The organism is Pseudomonas sp. HK3 (assembly GCF_052920985.1).
This window is the reverse complement of sequence record NZ_JBREXD010000001.1, coordinates 1301779-1317450: the sequence shown is the minus strand read 5'-3', so window position 1 is coordinate 1317450 and position 15672 is coordinate 1301779. Positions and strand designations below refer to the sequence as shown.

The following is a 15672-nucleotide window of genomic DNA, read 5'->3' as shown; positions in this document are numbered from 1 at the left end:
ATGCATCGTCTAAGGTAATTAGGCTTTGATTGGGCCAGTAGCGCAAAAATCCTGTGCTATTCTGAAATGAGACGTCATTTTTGGAGTGGCCATGAAGGCACTGAATATTTTAGTGGTTGATGATGCTCGGTTTATTCGAGACCTTGTGCGTAAAGCGGTCAAGGCGCAGTACCCGACAGCGCAGGTTGATGACGCAGCAGATGGCTTGCAGGCGCAAATTAAAATGAAATCGGGCACTTATCATGTGCTGCTGTGTGACTGGGAAATGCCCAACATGAGCGGCCTAGAGCTATTGCAGTGGATGCGTACCGAAGAGCGTTACGCAAAAGTCCCCTTTTTGATGATCACCAGTCGCTCTGAAAAAAGCCATATCATCAAAGCGGTTGAAGCGGGCGTCAGTGATTATATTGGCAAGCCATTTAATAATGAGCAGCTTGGTACCAAACTCGCCCGGCTGATATATAAGTTTTACAACTTTAGTCCCAAGCAAACCGCGCGTCAGGCCCAGCAAAGTGACAACGCGAGCCTGCTGACGGGCGCGAGCCCTCCTGCTGCACCAGCGGCCAGTCCCAACAATGCAAGCCTACTCACAGGCGCAGCACCTGCGGCTAAACCTAAGAAAAAAGCCCCTGATGCTGCAAGCCTATTAACCGGAGCGTCACCTTCTGAAAAACTGGTCGATAAACCGAAAAGTAAAAAAGCATCAAATAAGAGTATGGCATTGGCCCATGTGCGTACATCTCAAGGCCAAGAGCTACGCTGCATCGTTAAAGATATTAATTTGAATGAAATGATACTGGTGGTAAAACGGGACCAGGGCGTTCCGGGGCTATTTGATCAAGTGGTGGTGGATATTGTCAGCAAAGAAGAAGACATCGTGGCGCGTGTGAATTGCTTTGTGTGCTCGGTAAGCTCACCAGATAAACGCATCGATGGGGAGCTGTTCAATTTATTGGTGCGTTATGAAGATGAAGACCCTGAAAAATTGGCGGCACTTTCCAAGTTTGTTGCGAAAGTGCGCTGATCAATTTGCAACTGTTAGCCGTTAATAACTTTCGGCTCAACAACTTTACGCGATATAGGAAAGTGACACGTAAAACAGCTGCCTTTGCCAAGTTGGCTGCTAATATGCAAATGGCCGTCGTGTCTTAATAAGGTGTGTTTGACGATGGCCAGACCTAACCCAGTGCCACCGGTATCGCTGTGTCGACTTGGGTCAGCACGATAAAAACGTTCGGTTAACCTTGGAATGTGTTTAGGGTCGATGCCTAAGCCATTATCTCTGACCTCTAGGTGTAAGCCGGATGTGTCTTGCCACCAGTGCACGTTTATTTCGCCACCTTGCGGTGTGTATTTCACCGCATTAAAGATTAAATTGCCAAAGGCGCTGGCTAACTCCGTTTCTACCCCTAATAAATCTAAGTCTTCGCATTCCAATTTAATGATGTGTTGTTTGTCGCCACTTAATGATTTTGCATCGGCGATTAATGCAGTCAGCATAGACGGAACAATTACTTTGTTATGTTCGGACCCTTGATTGGTCTCTAAGCGGCTTAACACTAATAAATCATTGATTAAGTTCTGCATGCGTTGGCTTTGCTCATGCATTTGTTGCAAGGCACGGCCCCAGCGAGCGGGCAGCGTTTCTTTGTATTCAATAAACGTTTCTAAATAACCCGAGATGACGGTCAAAGGTGTGCGCAGTTCATGGCTGGCATTGGCCACAAAATCTTGTCTCATTGCTTCAAGTTGATGCAAGTGGGAAATATCTCGGCAAACAATCAGCCTATCTTTACGCCCAAACAGAGTGATATGAAATTCTAAAATAGCATCGTTATTGATCGGGCTGGTGATCTCAAGTGGGGAGTCATAATGGGTTTTATCAAAGTACGCTTTGAAATCTGGATGGCGCACAAGATTTGTAATCGCTTGGCCGATGTCTTTGGTATTTTGCAGCCCTAATAGTGTACTGGCGGCATGATTCCACCATTCTAAGTTGCCATTACTATCGACCATGAGAATGCCGTCTTTAAGTGCACCTGTACTGTCTTGCACTCGTTTTAACATGGCTCTTAGTTTATTGCGGGATTTTTCTTGGCGGCGTTGCAAGCGATAAACATCATCAAAGATACTGCCCCACAAGCCATGACTTGTGGGCGGCTCATCCATATCGCGGCTGGTGAGCCATTGTTGTAACTTATGTAATTGACGCAAATGCCAGACAAGATACACACCAAGAGTCGCCATCAGTGTGTAAGCCAAAATGTCTAGGCTCCAACCTACAACAAATGCGAGAGCCAAGCTAAAAATCAACCGGCGAATGGCCGAACGCCAATCATGCTTCATATAAACTACATACCAAACAAAAAAACGAAATTTATGTTATGACGCTTTCGTTGAAAAACGATAACCCGTACCGCGAACAGTTTGAATTAAATGTTCAAAGTCACTGCCTAATGCTTTGCGTAAACGACGAATATGAACATCAACCGTGCGCTCTTCAACATAGACATTACCACCCCAAACTTGGTCCAGCAATTGTGTGCGGCTATAAGCACGTTCTTGGTGAGTCATAAAAAATTGCAATAGGCGGTATTCGGTAGGCCCAATGTCTAGTGGAGCATCATTCGCGCTAACGCGATGGCAGACAGGGTCAAGAATTAAGCCTTCAACTGCAATAGGGTCTTCCATGCCTTGAGGTGTGCTACGGCGTAATACCGCTTTAAGGCGCGCAACAAGTTCACGAGGAGAGAAAGGCTTGGTGATGTAATCATCGGCACCGGCTTCTAGGCCAAGAATTTTGTTATCTTCTTCACCTTTAGCGGTGAGCATGATGATAGGGGTTTCTGCGGTGCGATCATCGCGTTTAAGGCGGCGTGCAAATTCTAGCCCGCTGGTACCAGGCAGCATCCAATCGAGCAAGACCATTTCAGGGCTTTCATCCACAATCATGCTGTAAGCGTCTTGGGTATTGCTGGCTTCTAAGCACTCATAGCCGGCCATCTCTAAGGCCACTGCAATCATTTCGCGGATAGATGCTTCATCATCCACGATTAAGATTTTTTTTCCTTGTTGCTTCATAGAGGCTGCTCTAATTTTCTATTTAATGACAAGCATATTACACAACGTAAGTATGACAGATATGTGACATGTGCTTATACACATATCAATTAAGCACGTTAGATCATTAGGTAGTGAACGAATAAACCGGCAAATAACACGGCTCCAACCCAATGATTATGCAAAAATGCTTTAAAACATAAATCACGATCTCGATTTTTGGTGAGCATTTGGTGATAACCAAAAAGGCCTGCAGCCACTGTAATTGCTAAGTATAGCGGCCAGGTTGCACCCATATTAGATGCAATCATTAGCCAGCTAATGATCGTGATGATTTGTAAAACGCCGATAATAACGTTATCGCCATCGCCAAATAAAATGGCCGTGCTTTTAATGCCAATTTTTATATCATCATCACGGTCAACCATGGCGTATTGGGTGTCATACACGACAGTCCATGTAAGTGTTGCGGCATAGAGGAGCCAAACCACATCCGGTAAGGTATTTTGCTCAGCGGCAAATGCCATTGGCACCGACCAAGCAAACGCAGCACCTAAAACAATCTGTGGTAGGTGTGTGTAGCGCTTCATAAAAGGGTACATGAAGGCTAACAATAATCCGCCAACGGACAAATAAACGGTAAAGGTGTTGGTAAATAACACTAAAATAAATGATGCGATGCACAGACCAATAAATAATGCTAAAGCCTGTTTTTCACTAACGACTTTTTGTGCAAGGGGTCTTGCTTGTGTGCGTTTTACGTGGGCATCCACGTGGCGATCAGCGTAATCATTAATCACACAGCCTGCGCTGCGCATTAGAACGACACCCGCGACAAAAATAAAAACATGGCTGACACTTGGGTGGCCATCAGCGGCAATCCATAGCGCACAAAGCGTTGGCCACAGTAATAAATAAATACCAATTGGCTTATCTAAGCGCATCAATTGAATATAAAAAGGCAATTTAGGAAAACGATCGGTAAGCCAAGTCATAAGGTCGCCAAATTCACATGTGCCAACATTCTACCCTTATTCACTTTTAACCTGTAGCAAACTGGGTAAGAAGTATTCACAAACCAAAAGGGGTTTGTCGTTAACATAAAAAATAGATCGACGTGCCCAAACGGTTTGGCCATTTAGCTGGCCTTGTTTTATTTCGATTGGGCCGCGACGCATATTCTTATGAGCAAACAAAAATTCACCCAATGGTGTGGTTTGAAGCGTCAGTAATTGTCGCTCGCTGGCGGTTAAGGTGCTTCGTGGAATAATACTGCGCGCATAAATATGCGCTTGGTTGTCTACGCATAATGTCACTTCACGAATGTATGCTTCATGGCGAGGCTTAATATTTAATGCGTTGCATTCAGATAGCGAAGGCTGATCAAAACGACGATCAAGCAGTTGCAAACTGAAGCGCCCAGGGGCTAAGTCTTTTACGTTTTGAGTCAGAGAGCCGGTGTCTAATAACCAGTGACGCCAAGGCTTATCCACAATACTGCGGGGCATAGGGGTGAGTCTTTGCCAAGGTTGCATAGTAAATGATGTGGATAACGCGAGCATGCTTAAGCCTTAATTTTATATCGGCGCACAATGGCTCAATCCGATACCGAAATCAAGTGGACATGGGACTTTGTTGACCTAGCTTGTCGTTATTAACCGTAGAGAGTAATTGTGTAGGGCAACAGTTTTGGGTAAGGTTCGACGCTGAAAAAATTGGGAGAAGATTTATGGCTCAAGATTATAAAAAATGGCAATGCATCGTATGTGGTTGGATCTACGATGAAGAAATCGGTTGCCCAGAAGAAGGCTTAGAGCCAGGTACCCTTTGGAGCGATGTGCCAGAAGACTGGTTATGCCCAGATTGTGGCGTGGGTAAAGACGACTTTGAAATGATCGAAATTTAAACGGCATTCATATTTGCGAGCCCGCTTGGCTGGCAAGTCCGTAGGCATACGGTTTAGCTCGTAATGCTAAGATAAAAACCACTGTCACAACCGAGCAGCTTATGGTTGTGGCGTTTGCAATAGTAAGTGAACAACCAAATATTCTGACGTCGTAAGTCAGGCATCGCCTGACGCAAAGTTAGCGTCTCTCAAATTAAGAAGGCACCTCATGACGGCACCTCTCGTGGTAATTGGAACCGGTTTAGCTGGTTATAACTTGGTAAAAGAATTTCGTAAGGCCGATGCCGAACGTCAAGTGATCATGATTACCGCAGATGATGGTCGTCAGTACTCTAAGCCTATGCTCAGTACGGGCTTTAGTAAGGGCAAAGACGCTGATGGCTTGGCGATGAATGACGCTGGTGCCATGGTCGAACAGTTAAAAATTGAGATCCGCACCCATCAATCCATCACGGCCATTAATCCCGCTGACAAAGTAGTGATGCTGGGGGATGAGGCCTTAGCTTATGGGGATTTAGTGCTGGCGTTAGGTGCGGAGCCATTCCAGTTACCAATTGACGGTGCGGAGCATTTGTATCACGTAAACGACTTAATGGATTACGCAAAATTTCACGCAGCCGTACAGGGTAAAAAGCGGGTGTTAGTCATGGGAGCGGGTCTCGTAGGGTGTGAATACGCCCATGATTTAGCCAGTGCTGGCTTTGAGGTCGATTTGGTTGCACCAGACGCTCAGCCTCTTTCACGCTTAGTACCAGCCGCGTGTGGTGAAGCGCTGATACCAGCGTTACAAAAACTGGGCGTAACACTGCATTTAGAAAAAGCGGTGACCTCAGTTATTAAAGACGGTGAGCAATATGTCGCTCACCTGTCCGATGGCACCCAGTTACAAGCGGATGTCATGCTAAGTGCCGTGGGTTTAAAGCCCCGCGTGGCATTAGCGCAAGCAGCTGCCATCGAAGTGAATCGTGCCATTGTGGTGAACACAGCAACTACAAACCAGTGCCGAAAATGTCTATGCGCTGGGCGATTGTGCTGAAGTTGCCGGGTTAAATTTGTTGTACGTTTTACCACTCATGAATGGCGCCCGTGCCTTAGCAAAAACCTTGTCTGGTCAGCCGACTGAGGTGAAATACCCAGTGATGCCAGTGATGGTGAAGACCCCTAGCTTGCCTGTCGTGACGTGTCCGCCTGCGGAAAATACCCAAGGTGAATGGCAAATTGATGGGCAAAGTCCACATATTAAGGCGCTTTTTAAGGATTCTGGCGGGAATTTGCTGGGTTATGCCTTGACCGGGGACTGTGTTGCTGAAAAGATGGCTTTGAACAAGGAATTGCCAGCGATGCTGGCGTAATAACAACAATAAAAAATCGGATAGCATAATGCGTAAACCTGAATTAGCTGCGTATGTAGCAGACCAAGCTGATATCAGCAAAGACAAAGCCGCTGAAATCATTACTATCATTACAGACCAAATTACTGAGTCCACTACGTAAAAATGACCCAGTTAGCCTTGTGGGCTTTGGTAGCTTTGTGCAAAAGCATCGCGCTGAACGCCAAGGTAAAAACCCTCAAACGGGTGAAGCCATTACCATTAAAGCAAGTAACTCTGTTGGCTTTAAACCGGGTAAAGCGTTAAAAGACGCAGTAAACGGCTAAGCCGCTCCTTGTTCAGGCCCTGTTTTTACCGCAGGGCTGAGCAAAACCCCTCCTAATATTGATGTAGCCTTTGACCGTGATATGATGCCGCGGCGCGTTATGCGCTTGTTACATTCTCATTACTAATTATAAAGTGGCTAACCATGTTGAAGTTTAAATTTTTACTATGGGCGTTTGCCCAGCTATTAAAAAAAGCAGCAAAAAATAATCCAGCGTGCGCTGAATACATTGATGGCAAGGATGTTGTGTTTCAAATCCAAACCGCAAGTGGCAGCGGTCGCAACTTTACTGTGAAAGATGGTAAGGTGAAATCTTCTGCAGGTTTAACTAAAGACCCAACATTTACTCTAAGCTTTAAAGATGCGGCGACTGGTATGGCCATTTTAACTGCCAAAGATAAAAATGCATTTATGGCAGGCATTCAAAGTAAAGATTTAGTGATCAGTGGCAACTTTGCTGAAGTAATGTGGTTCCAAGGTTTAACCAAATATCTAAAACCAAATAAAAAGAAATAATCATGAAACATCCTCACGAGCTGACTCAGCAAATATTGATTGCGATGGTACTCGCCATTGTTTTGGGTGCGAGCGCTCAATTAATTCTAGGGTTACACCCTTGGGTTGATGTTGTACTTAACGATTGGCTCGTGGGGGGATTATTTTTTGTCGTCGGTAAAGTGTTTGTTGCCACCTTGAAGCTCTTAGTGGTGCCATTGGTATTGGTGTCGCTTGTGTGTGGTGCGGCTAGTTTAGGCTCAGGTAAACAGCTAGGCCGCTTAGGCGGTAAAACATTGGTACTGTATTTGTTTACCACTGCCGTGGCTATTTCACTTGCCATGGGCTTTGCTTGGATATTTGAGCCGGGTGTGGGCGCCAACCTGACCAGTGATGCTTCCCTTAATATTAACCAAGGTACGTCATTTGCTCAGGTTATGATTGATATCTTTCCGAGCAATCCCATTGCGGCGATGGCTGAAGGTAAGATGCTGCAAATCATAGTATTTGCCTTGTTATTGGGGATGGCGATTGCGAACAGCGCAGAACCGGGTCAGCGCATCCGCATGAATTTCGAAGATTGGAACACCATAATATTAAACCTCGTCACCATGTTGATGAAGTTCGCCCCTTATGGTGTGTTTGCATTGTTGTTCACTTTATTTGCGCGCCAAGGCTTAGGTGCCATTCAAGAGTTATCGGTTTATTTCGGCACGGTCGTATTGGTGTTGTTGCTACAAGCATTGCTTGTGTATCCGATTATGCTTTCTGGGATGGCGCGTATAAGCCCCATTATGTTTTTAAATAAAATGCGCAGCGTGCAGTTGTTTGCATTTAGCACGGCATCGAGTAATGCCACGCTACCTGTGACCATGCGCACAGTGGAAAAACGATTAGGTGTGGATAACCGAGTCGCTTCGTTTAGCCTACCATTGGGTGCCACTTTGAATATGGATGGCACCGCCATTATGCAAGGTGTTGCGACTGTATTTATTGCTCAAGCTTATGGCATTCATTTAGATGCCATGGACTTCTTAACCGTTATTGTTACCGCAACATTAGCCTCAATTGGCACAGGTGGGGTGCCGGGTGTGGGCTTGGTCATGTTATCGATGGTGTTAACACAGGTTGGTTTACCCGTCGAAGGGATTGCACTGATTATTGGTGTGGATCGATTATTGGATATGATGCGCACGGCGGTTAATGTCACAGGTGATGCGACTGTCTCGTGTATCATTGCAAAATCAGAAAAACAGCTAGACGAAGCCGTGTTTAATGATCCAGACGCTGGGCTGGTGGATGAAGAAAGTGATTTAGCAAAAGGTAAGTCGTAAATATGCGTTGGCTGTTATGTGTTTTATTGCTGAGCCCGACAGCGTTGTGGGCAGCGTCTCCTAGTTCAAATATTGAATCATTGGCTTCACAGTTATCGCCATTTTGGAAAACGTTGCGCCCTGCATGCTTGATGGGTCTAGAGCCTAAGATGCAAGCGGGTGTTGTGGAGCGCATCCATTTTTTAGATGAGCGCTTAATCGGGAGTCAGCTAGAAAAATCGTTGAAGGCCAAGGGTGCGGATCGCAGTAGCCAATGGCGTTCACCCACTTGGACAGAGCGAGATAAACTCGAAAAGAGTGCGCTTAAACCAAAAGACAGAGAAGCATTACGAGAGTACTTTTTTAAACTGCAAACGCAAACCCCTAATCATCAGCGCGCGAAGTTGGTTGCAGATATTCAATACATGTCAGAAGAACTTAATTTTGTTTTACGCAAAGAATTATGGAAAACCTGCCATGGTCTTGGCTTAGCACAAATCCCCGTGTCACAGCTTGAAACGGCGGTTGAAAAGCGCTGGCAAGCACAAGAAAACAAAATTCGGGTGCAACTTAATAGTGAACTCGCGGCGTTTTATTTTTATAGTTTCCGCCAAACAGGCGAAGCAAAACTAAAAACATTTGCCGATGTGGCTAAAGGCTTAACCCCATGGGTGGATACCACCGCGAGTGCGATTAGTGAGCACTTTGCTAATTTACGGGCACAGCTTCTGGCGGTGCCATTAGTGATTAGCCTTGATGAAGCTGACGTGCCATCTCCTGAAGATCGTCCTTGGCCTCCATCACCTTCTCCAAAGCGGCTTCAGCCTTAGTCATATCTAATTCAAGTTTCTCAATGAGCCCATTGGGTATGGGCTCAAGAGGGGCATCGTTTACTTGCTGCTGCCGCAGCAAGCGTGCGCTGATGTAAAGCATTGAGCTCAGTACATTATGCTCACCATCGTAATCCGGTTCGTTTTGGTAACGAATGGCTAGGCACACTTCCTCAGGTAAATTCCATTGTTTAAATAAACTGCTACTGATTTGTTCACGTGTAATGCCCATGAGGTGCTGCTCAATAAAATAGCGATTAATACTTGGGTTCACATCAATGTGGCGGTTAATCATGTTGAAGTGCGGTGGAAACACATGCCCCAAAATCAAGTAACCAAAGTTATGTAACAAGCCACATAGATAGGCGATACCTGGAGACGGTCGCTTATCCACAGGGATGGCTCGGCATAACTCCACCATAAGCGCGGCGCTGTAGACACTTTGCTGCCAAAAGGGAATGTAACCTTGCGGGCCATTTTTAGGAACAGACAAGGTTCGCCCCAGCGATAACCCCAGCGCTAGGTTGATGACCAGATCAAACCCCAAAACGCGTATGACGGCTTCTTCAATGTTTGAGATTGAGCCACTGACACCATAATAAGGGCTGTTGGCCCAGCTGATCACCTGTGCGCTTAGGCCTGGGTCTTTTCCCACTAATTTGGCGAGTTCTTCGGTTTCGGCGTCGGCATCCATGCGCAAATCTATGATCTTCTGCGCGGTCTCTGGCATGGGTGGCATATCAAGGGTTTCTTCTAGGCGCTGGGTCACGCGTAACTGAGTAAAATGCGTGATGGCGCTATGAATATGGGTTTGATCTGCTTTTTGCCATTGTTTACCCGGCATTTTTACGGTTGGAATCACAGCGCTGTAGTCACCAACACGGGCGCTGCTAACAAGGGTTTGAAAGTCATTTTTTGCAATGTGCAGCGCTTGGTCTTTACCTAGCGTCATGACTATTTCATCTTGTTCTAATAACGCTTCATCGACGAACGTTTCTAAGCCCGTTACTTGTGGAAGCGCGGGGATGGCTTCTAAATTTAAGCCTTGGCGAATCTCATTCACTTTCGTTTTACTGACAGGCACAAATTTGCGGGTTGTGTGAGCCTGTATTTTGTTTAGATCTAAAATGCGATTGGACGGATGAATGATTTGAATACGCCCGAAGCCATCTTCAAGAATGGTTAATTGCGTCGTGGCGATGCTACGTGAGGATTCGGTTGACATAGACGGACTCGGTTGTGAGACAGAATAGGTTATTTGCCATTCATCTAGTACTTGCTGAACGCGGCTAGGAAGTGTCATGAGACTGCCTGTAATTCAAGACTCTGACGATAACTATAGGCAACACTGGCAAGATTAACAGGCGTGATGCCTTTAACTTGATGGGAATGAGTTACGATATTGGGTGCTAAAAAATAAATACGGATAGATAACAGCATGGGATTGACCATGCTGTCTAGTGCAGAGGTAACGTGGCCACTAACCTTAGTGGTTTGGTTATTTTAACTGTGCATAAATAACGCGGATAATGGGCCACAACGGTATATCGTAACTGTGGCCAAGTTCATGTTTTACCCGTCACGCCTAATCAAATGGATTAGGCGTGACTGAGATTATCGGCCGTAAGAACGCTCAATAACATTGATATGACCTGATTTACGAACCTTTTCAAATGCTTCGTTAATCGTGCGTAGGATTTTAGGGTCTGTTTGATTATTAACAGCCAAATACAATGGGGTTTGTTTAAACGTTAGCACTTGTTTTAAGTCATCAATATCGGCGCTATCGGAGGCCACATAGGGACCCGATAATTCATCAGCAATCCACAAATCAATTTGGCCTAACTGCAAACGTTTAGGGTTCACACTGTCGTTGGCAATAGACGAAACATTGAATTTTTTGTCCTGTAAGAAGCGGGTCATAACATCGCCGTTATAGCCACCAATACGGTACTTTCTGGCATCTTCTAGTGTTTTTAATGTGATGTCAGAACCGGGTTTTGCAAATAGAGTCCAACGAATTTCTGTCAGTGGACCTACCCAGTAAAAGCTGTCTTCACGTTCAGGTGAGCGCGCAGCACAAAAAAGAGCGTGGTTTTCTTTTTGCTTAACCTTGTTGATGCTGTAATCCCAGTTACGCAGCTTGATTTGGTTTTTATATGGTAAGTGCGTGATCATTTGTTTAACGATATCAGTACATAAACCCGAGATATTTTCGGCTTTATGGGCAAATGCTTTACCGTCGGAGGTCATGTTGTATGGCGGAAACTGTTCAGTATAAAAAGTGAACTTTGTTTCAGACTGTGCAGTTGCACTGAAAATAGAGGTTGTTAAAACAACAAACAATAAAATCTTTTTAATTGTCATAGTAGGTCCATTTAAATATCGGTGAGAATGCGGCGACGTATTCTACCTAATTGATCAAAAAATTCACACTTGGCCGTAGCGTATATTTTCGCCTAACCAGCGCTCTATCAATAATTCTACGATATGAGGCGCTTGCTGGCGGCAAAGTTGCGCCCAATGCTTTATATCCTCTAGTAAATACCCATCACGTTGTAAATCGGCTATGCGCATTTGCATCAAGCCGGTTTGGCGTGTGCCCAGAACTTCTCCTGGTCCGCGAATATCTAGGTCAATCTCAGCAATCTTAAAGCCGTCAGTGGTATCCCGCATGGCCTGAATACGTTGCTTGCCTGCTTGGCTCAGTGGCGTGTTGTACATGAGCACGCAGTGGCTTTCTGTTGTGCCGCGGCCCACTCGCCCGCGTAGCTGGTGTAGCTGGGCTAAGCCTAAACGTTCGGGGTTTTCAATGATCATTAAACTTGCGTTTGGTACATCAACCCCCACTTCGATGACGGTTGTGGCGACCAACAAATGAATATCGCCTTGTTTAAATGCGGCCATGATGTCCGCTTTTTCTTTAGACTTTAAGCGACCGTGTACGAGGCCTATTTTAAGTTCGGGTAAGGCCGTTTGTAATGCTTGCGCACTGACTTCGGCGGCTTGGGCTTCAAGCGCTTCGCTTTCTTCAATCAATGTACACACCCAATACGCCTGACGCCCGCTTAAGCAAGCCCCTCTAATTCGCTCGACGACGTGTTCGCGGCGTAGCTGATCAATTGCAACGGTATTCACAGGTGTTCGTCCTGGCGGCAGCTCATCAATAATACTGGTATCTAAATCAGCATAGGCGCTCATGGCTAAAGTGCGAGGAATTGGTGTGGCGGTCATGATGAGTTGATGAGGGCTAATGGCTTTGCCTTTTTGTCTCAAAGCCAAGCGCTGGTGCACACCAAAGCGATGTTGTTCATCAATAATGGCGAGCCCCAATTTTGAAAACGCCACGTCTTCTTGAAATAATGCATGGGTGCCGATGATCATTTGCGCATCGCCATTGGCAATGGCCGACATAGTGGCCACCCTAGCTTTGCCTTTTACCTTGCCAGCAAGCCATGCGATAGATATCCCCAGTGGCTCAAACCACGTTTGGAAGTTCTTTAAATGTTGCTCAGCAAGAATTTCAGTGGGTGCCATGAGCGCTACTTGATAGCCTTGCTCCAGTGCGCTTAGTGCAGCCAATGCCGCCACTAGGGTTTTACCGGAACCCACATCGCCTTGCACCAAACGCAGCATGGGGTAGCCCTTAAGCAAATCTTGCTGAATTTCTGTGACCACACGCTGTTGTGCACCTGTTGGGCTAAACGGTAGGCCAGCTAAAAAGGCGTCATTTAGCGTTTTTGACTCAGGCAAAATAGGCGCTTGATCTTGTTGAATGGCCGCGCGCATTTTTAACAATGACAAATTATGGGCGAGCAGTTCTTCCATGATTAAGCGTTTTTGTGTGGCGTGCTGATTGTTTTCAAGCTCGTGTAAATTGGCGCCGACAGGCGGCTGATGCAAATAAAGTAAGGCGCTACGTAAATCAGGTAGCTGATATGGCTCTAACAATGCTTGAGGAATAAGGTCGTCAATGGCGCGCCCTTTTTTTAACAGTACCACCACTTGCGCCATCAACTGACGCCAACGCGCTTGGGTTAATCCCTCGGTGCTTGGGTAAATAGGGGTTAAGGTTGTTTCTGTGGGTAAGGTGGTGAGGTCTTCAACAAATTGGTATTCAGGGTGATACAACTCAAGCCCAGCTCGGCCTCTGCGTACTTCGCCGTAACAGCGAATACGCGCCCCTTTTTTTAAATTATTTTTTTGTGCCCCACTAAAATGATAAAAGCGCAGCGTGATGGTACCTGTGCCATCTTGCAAGCGCACCGCCAGTGAGCGGCGTTTACCGAAAACCACGTCGGCCAACATGATCTCACCTTCGATGACCACATCCATATTCGGATTCAAGCCTCCAATGGGGGTAATGCGAGTGCGGTCTTGGTAGCGCATGGGCAAATGAAACAGCAAGTCTTGCACGCTACGGATACCAAGTTTGGCCAGTTTTTCGGCAAACTTATTCCCAACGTTTTTTAATTCAGTGACAGGTGAGCTGCCCAGTGATTGCTCTAAAACAGTCGACATAAGCTGGCCGCTTGGGTGATTAAATCCACCGCTTTTGGTCGAGGAAAACTGGCACGCCAAGCAATGGCCACGGTACGTGAAGGCGCTGGGCGTACGAAGGGGCGCGTTTCTAACCAACCATTTGCATACAGGCCCACACCCGTGGCGCTTTTTGGTAAAACCGTAATCCCAAGGCCGGATGCCACCATGTGGCGCAGTGTTTCAAGAGAGCTGCCTTCGGCGATGGATTTTAACTTGGTGTTTTGATTGCGATTAAGCGCAGGGCACATATCCAATACCTGATCGCGGAAGCAGTGACCTTCACCGAGCAGTAATAAATCGCTGTCGGGCAGTAGCTCTGGGCTAATGGTTTTGTGTTTTAACCAATCGTGGCCTTTGGGTAAAAGCACTTCGAACGCTTCATCGTACAGGGGTTTTGTCAGCACATCAGGCTCATTAAATGGGAGTGCAATGATGATGACATCAAGCTCGCCTTCACGCAGTTTTTTGCGTAATACGCGGGTGTAATTTTCTTCAATGTATAGCGGCATCTCTGGGGCCAGCTGCTGCACTTGAGGAATCAAATGTGGAAACAAGTAAGGGCCAATGGTGAAAATCGCGCCGATTTTAAGCGGGCCTTTTAATTGGTCTTTACCACCGGTGGCAATGTCTTTGAGCGTGCGCACGTTTTCAAGAACAATTTGAGCTTGATGCACGACTTGTTCGCCGAGCGGTGTAACGGACACGGCGTTTTTAGAACGTTCAAATAAACTAATGCCCAGCTCGCCTTCTAACTTTTTGATGGCGACACTTAATGTTGGCTGGCTGACAAAGCAGCGTTCGGCCGCGCGGCCGAAATGACGTTCTTGAGAAAGCGCTACGATGTATTTTAATTCTGATAACGTCATATTTAGATTACCTTATGAATCCGATATAGTGCGCTCAAAGCCTCAATGCATTTATCGTCTAAGCTTAACGAGGGCAGTGACGTAAATAAAGCATGATAGTCGCTTTCTATCATAAGGAGTAGATATGTCGCGTATTCTAATCGTAGGCAGTGGTGATATTGGTGGCGGTTTAGCCAAATCCCTTGCTGCAAAAGGTCATACTGTGTGGGGCATGCGCCGCAGTGACAAGAGTATTGGAGAGGGTGTCACCACATTAAGTGCTGATGTATCGGATATGGAAACCCTTAATCGGCCAAATCCCTGAAAACTTGGATTACGTCGTGTATTCCATTGCTAGCCCTGAGTTCTCAGAAGAAGGGTACGACAAATATTATGTGCATGGTCTTGTGCATATTCTGGCCCTACTTAAACAACAGCATGCACAGCCCAAGCGCGTTATTTTTGTCTCCAGTACCAGTGTTTACTCACAGCATGATGGCTCATGGGTGGATGAATTAACCGAAGCAACACCGACCGCGTTTGCTGGGCGTAAAATGTTAGAGGCTGAATCCAAGTTACAAGGCAGTGATTATTCCCATACCTTAGTACGCTTTAGTGGTATTTATGGGCCAGGGCGCACGCGTTTAATCAATCAAGCAAAAGGGGGCAGCCATTGTGAGCCTGAGCCGGATCTGTGGACCAATCGTATTCATCGCGATGACTGTATTGGGGTTCTCGAGTTTATTATCGAACAAGACATCGCGGGCAAACCGTTAGATGAGTTGTATATCGGTACAGATTCGGTCCCGACGACTTTTTTTGAAATCCTCGAATGGCTGAAAGACCGTATTAGCGATGTCGAACCTGATCATGACGTGCCAGAAGCCACACGCCGTGGGAATAAGCGGTTATCCAACAAACGCTTGCTAAAGGCAGGTTATCAATTTAAGTACGAGTATTACCAGAAAGGGTATGAAGAAATACTCACGGACATGGGCTATTAACGTTTAATGACCAATAAAAAA

Annotated in this window: 16 protein-coding genes and 2 pseudogenes; 9 read left to right on the top strand and 9 right to left on the bottom strand. The window is 46.1% G+C overall.

Annotation, left to right across the window (positions count from 1 at the left end; all coding sequences use genetic code 11):
• Positions 1-91 precede the first annotated feature (91 nt).
• Entirely contained in the window at positions 92-1024 is a 933-nt protein-coding gene (locus ACU6U9_RS06125) for a response regulator (protein ID WP_446734169.1), read from the top strand.
• Between the two features lie 14 nt (positions 1025-1038).
• Here the strand turns inward: ACU6U9_RS06125 and phoR are convergent, their stop codons facing one another.
• The 4 genes from phoR to ACU6U9_RS06105 all read right to left on the bottom strand — a co-directional run bounded on the left by phoR (position 1039) and on the right by ACU6U9_RS06105 (position 4622).
• Positions 1039-2346 carry a phosphate regulon sensor histidine kinase PhoR gene (gene phoR / locus ACU6U9_RS06120; RefSeq protein WP_446734168.1) on the bottom strand — a complete coding sequence of 436 codons (1308 nt, stop codon included), beginning with the start codon at positions 2344-2346 and terminating at the stop codon, positions 1039-1041.
• Between the two features lie 36 nt (positions 2347-2382).
• Entirely contained in the window at positions 2383-3081 is a 699-nt protein-coding gene (gene phoB / locus ACU6U9_RS06115; RefSeq protein ID WP_446734167.1) for a phosphate regulon transcriptional regulator PhoB, read from the bottom strand.
• Between the two features lie 98 nt (positions 3082-3179).
• Positions 3180-4055 carry a 4-hydroxybenzoate octaprenyltransferase gene (gene ubiA / locus ACU6U9_RS06110; protein ID WP_446734166.1) on the bottom strand — a complete coding sequence of 292 codons (876 nt, stop codon included), beginning with the start codon at positions 4053-4055 and terminating at the stop codon, positions 3180-3182.
• Positions 4056-4091: 36 nt separating this feature from the next.
• Complete coding sequence (locus tag ACU6U9_RS06105) at positions 4092-4622, bottom strand: chorismate--pyruvate lyase family protein (protein ID WP_446734165.1); 531 nt, start codon at positions 4620-4622, stop codon at positions 4092-4094.
• Between the two features lie 167 nt (positions 4623-4789).
• Here ACU6U9_RS06105 and ACU6U9_RS06100 point away from each other — a divergent pair, with 167 nt between their 5' ends.
• The 6 genes and pseudogenes from ACU6U9_RS06100 to ACU6U9_RS06075 all read left to right on the top strand — a co-directional run bounded on the left by ACU6U9_RS06100 (position 4790) and on the right by ACU6U9_RS06075 (position 9260).
• A complete protein-coding gene (locus ACU6U9_RS06100; RefSeq protein ID WP_446734164.1) occupies positions 4790-4966 on the top strand; it encodes a rubredoxin in 177 nt (58 codons plus the stop codon).
• 208 nt (positions 4967-5174) lie between these two features.
• Positions 5175-6318, top strand: a pseudogene (locus ACU6U9_RS06095) (FAD-dependent oxidoreductase).
• A 28-nt stretch (positions 6319-6346) separates the two neighbouring features.
• Positions 6347-6623: pseudogene (locus ACU6U9_RS06090) on the top strand (HU family DNA-binding protein).
• 146 nt (positions 6624-6769) lie between these two features.
• Positions 6770-7138 carry an SCP2 sterol-binding domain-containing protein gene (locus ACU6U9_RS06085; protein WP_446735062.1) on the top strand — a complete coding sequence of 123 codons (369 nt, stop codon included), beginning with the start codon at positions 6770-6772 and terminating at the stop codon, positions 7136-7138.
• A 2-nt stretch (positions 7139-7140) separates the two neighbouring features.
• On the top strand, positions 7141-8451 hold the full coding sequence (locus tag ACU6U9_RS06080) for a dicarboxylate/amino acid:cation symporter (RefSeq protein ID WP_446734163.1): 1311 nt from the start codon (positions 7141-7143) through the stop codon (positions 8449-8451).
• A 2-nt stretch (positions 8452-8453) separates the two neighbouring features.
• Positions 8454-9260: a hypothetical protein gene (locus ACU6U9_RS06075; protein WP_446734162.1), complete on the top strand. Its 807-nt coding sequence runs from the start codon at positions 8454-8456 to the stop codon at positions 9258-9260.
• Here ACU6U9_RS06075 and ACU6U9_RS06070 read toward each other — a convergent pair.
• From ACU6U9_RS06070 to ACU6U9_RS06050, 5 genes are all read right to left on the bottom strand, one after another.
• On the bottom strand, positions 9178-10563 hold the full coding sequence (locus ACU6U9_RS06070) for an HDOD domain-containing protein (RefSeq protein WP_446734161.1): 1386 nt from the start codon (positions 10561-10563) through the stop codon (positions 9178-9180). The two genes, ACU6U9_RS06075 and ACU6U9_RS06070, sit on opposite strands and share 83 nt — an antisense overlap.
• Positions 10560-10700 carry a hypothetical protein gene (locus ACU6U9_RS06065; RefSeq protein WP_446734160.1) on the bottom strand — a complete coding sequence of 47 codons (141 nt, stop codon included), beginning with the start codon at positions 10698-10700 and terminating at the stop codon, positions 10560-10562. The genes ACU6U9_RS06070 and ACU6U9_RS06065 overlap by 4 nt, the downstream gene beginning before the upstream one ends.
• Positions 10701-10874: 174 nt before the next feature.
• On the bottom strand, positions 10875-11627 hold the full coding sequence (locus ACU6U9_RS06060) for a substrate-binding periplasmic protein (RefSeq protein WP_446734159.1): 753 nt from the start codon (positions 11625-11627) through the stop codon (positions 10875-10877).
• Between the two features lie 63 nt (positions 11628-11690).
• Positions 11691-13781, bottom strand: coding sequence for an ATP-dependent DNA helicase RecG (gene recG / locus ACU6U9_RS06055; protein ID WP_446734158.1), 2091 nt, complete (start codon positions 13779-13781; stop codon positions 11691-11693).
• Entirely contained in the window at positions 13766-14668 is a 903-nt protein-coding gene (locus ACU6U9_RS06050) for a hydrogen peroxide-inducible genes activator (RefSeq protein WP_446734157.1), read from the bottom strand. The genes recG and ACU6U9_RS06050 overlap by 16 nt, the downstream gene beginning before the upstream one ends.
• A 124-nt stretch (positions 14669-14792) precedes the next feature.
• On the opposite strand from ACU6U9_RS06050, the gene ACU6U9_RS06045 reads away from it, so the two are divergent.
• Complete coding sequence (locus ACU6U9_RS06045) at positions 14793-14972, top strand: NAD(P)-binding domain-containing protein (protein WP_446734156.1); 180 nt, start codon at positions 14793-14795, stop codon at positions 14970-14972.
• Between the two features lie 16 nt (positions 14973-14988).
• A complete protein-coding gene (locus ACU6U9_RS06040) occupies positions 14989-15651 on the top strand; it encodes an SDR family NAD(P)-dependent oxidoreductase (RefSeq protein ID WP_446734155.1) in 663 nt (220 codons plus the stop codon).
• Positions 15652-15672 lie beyond the last annotated feature (21 nt).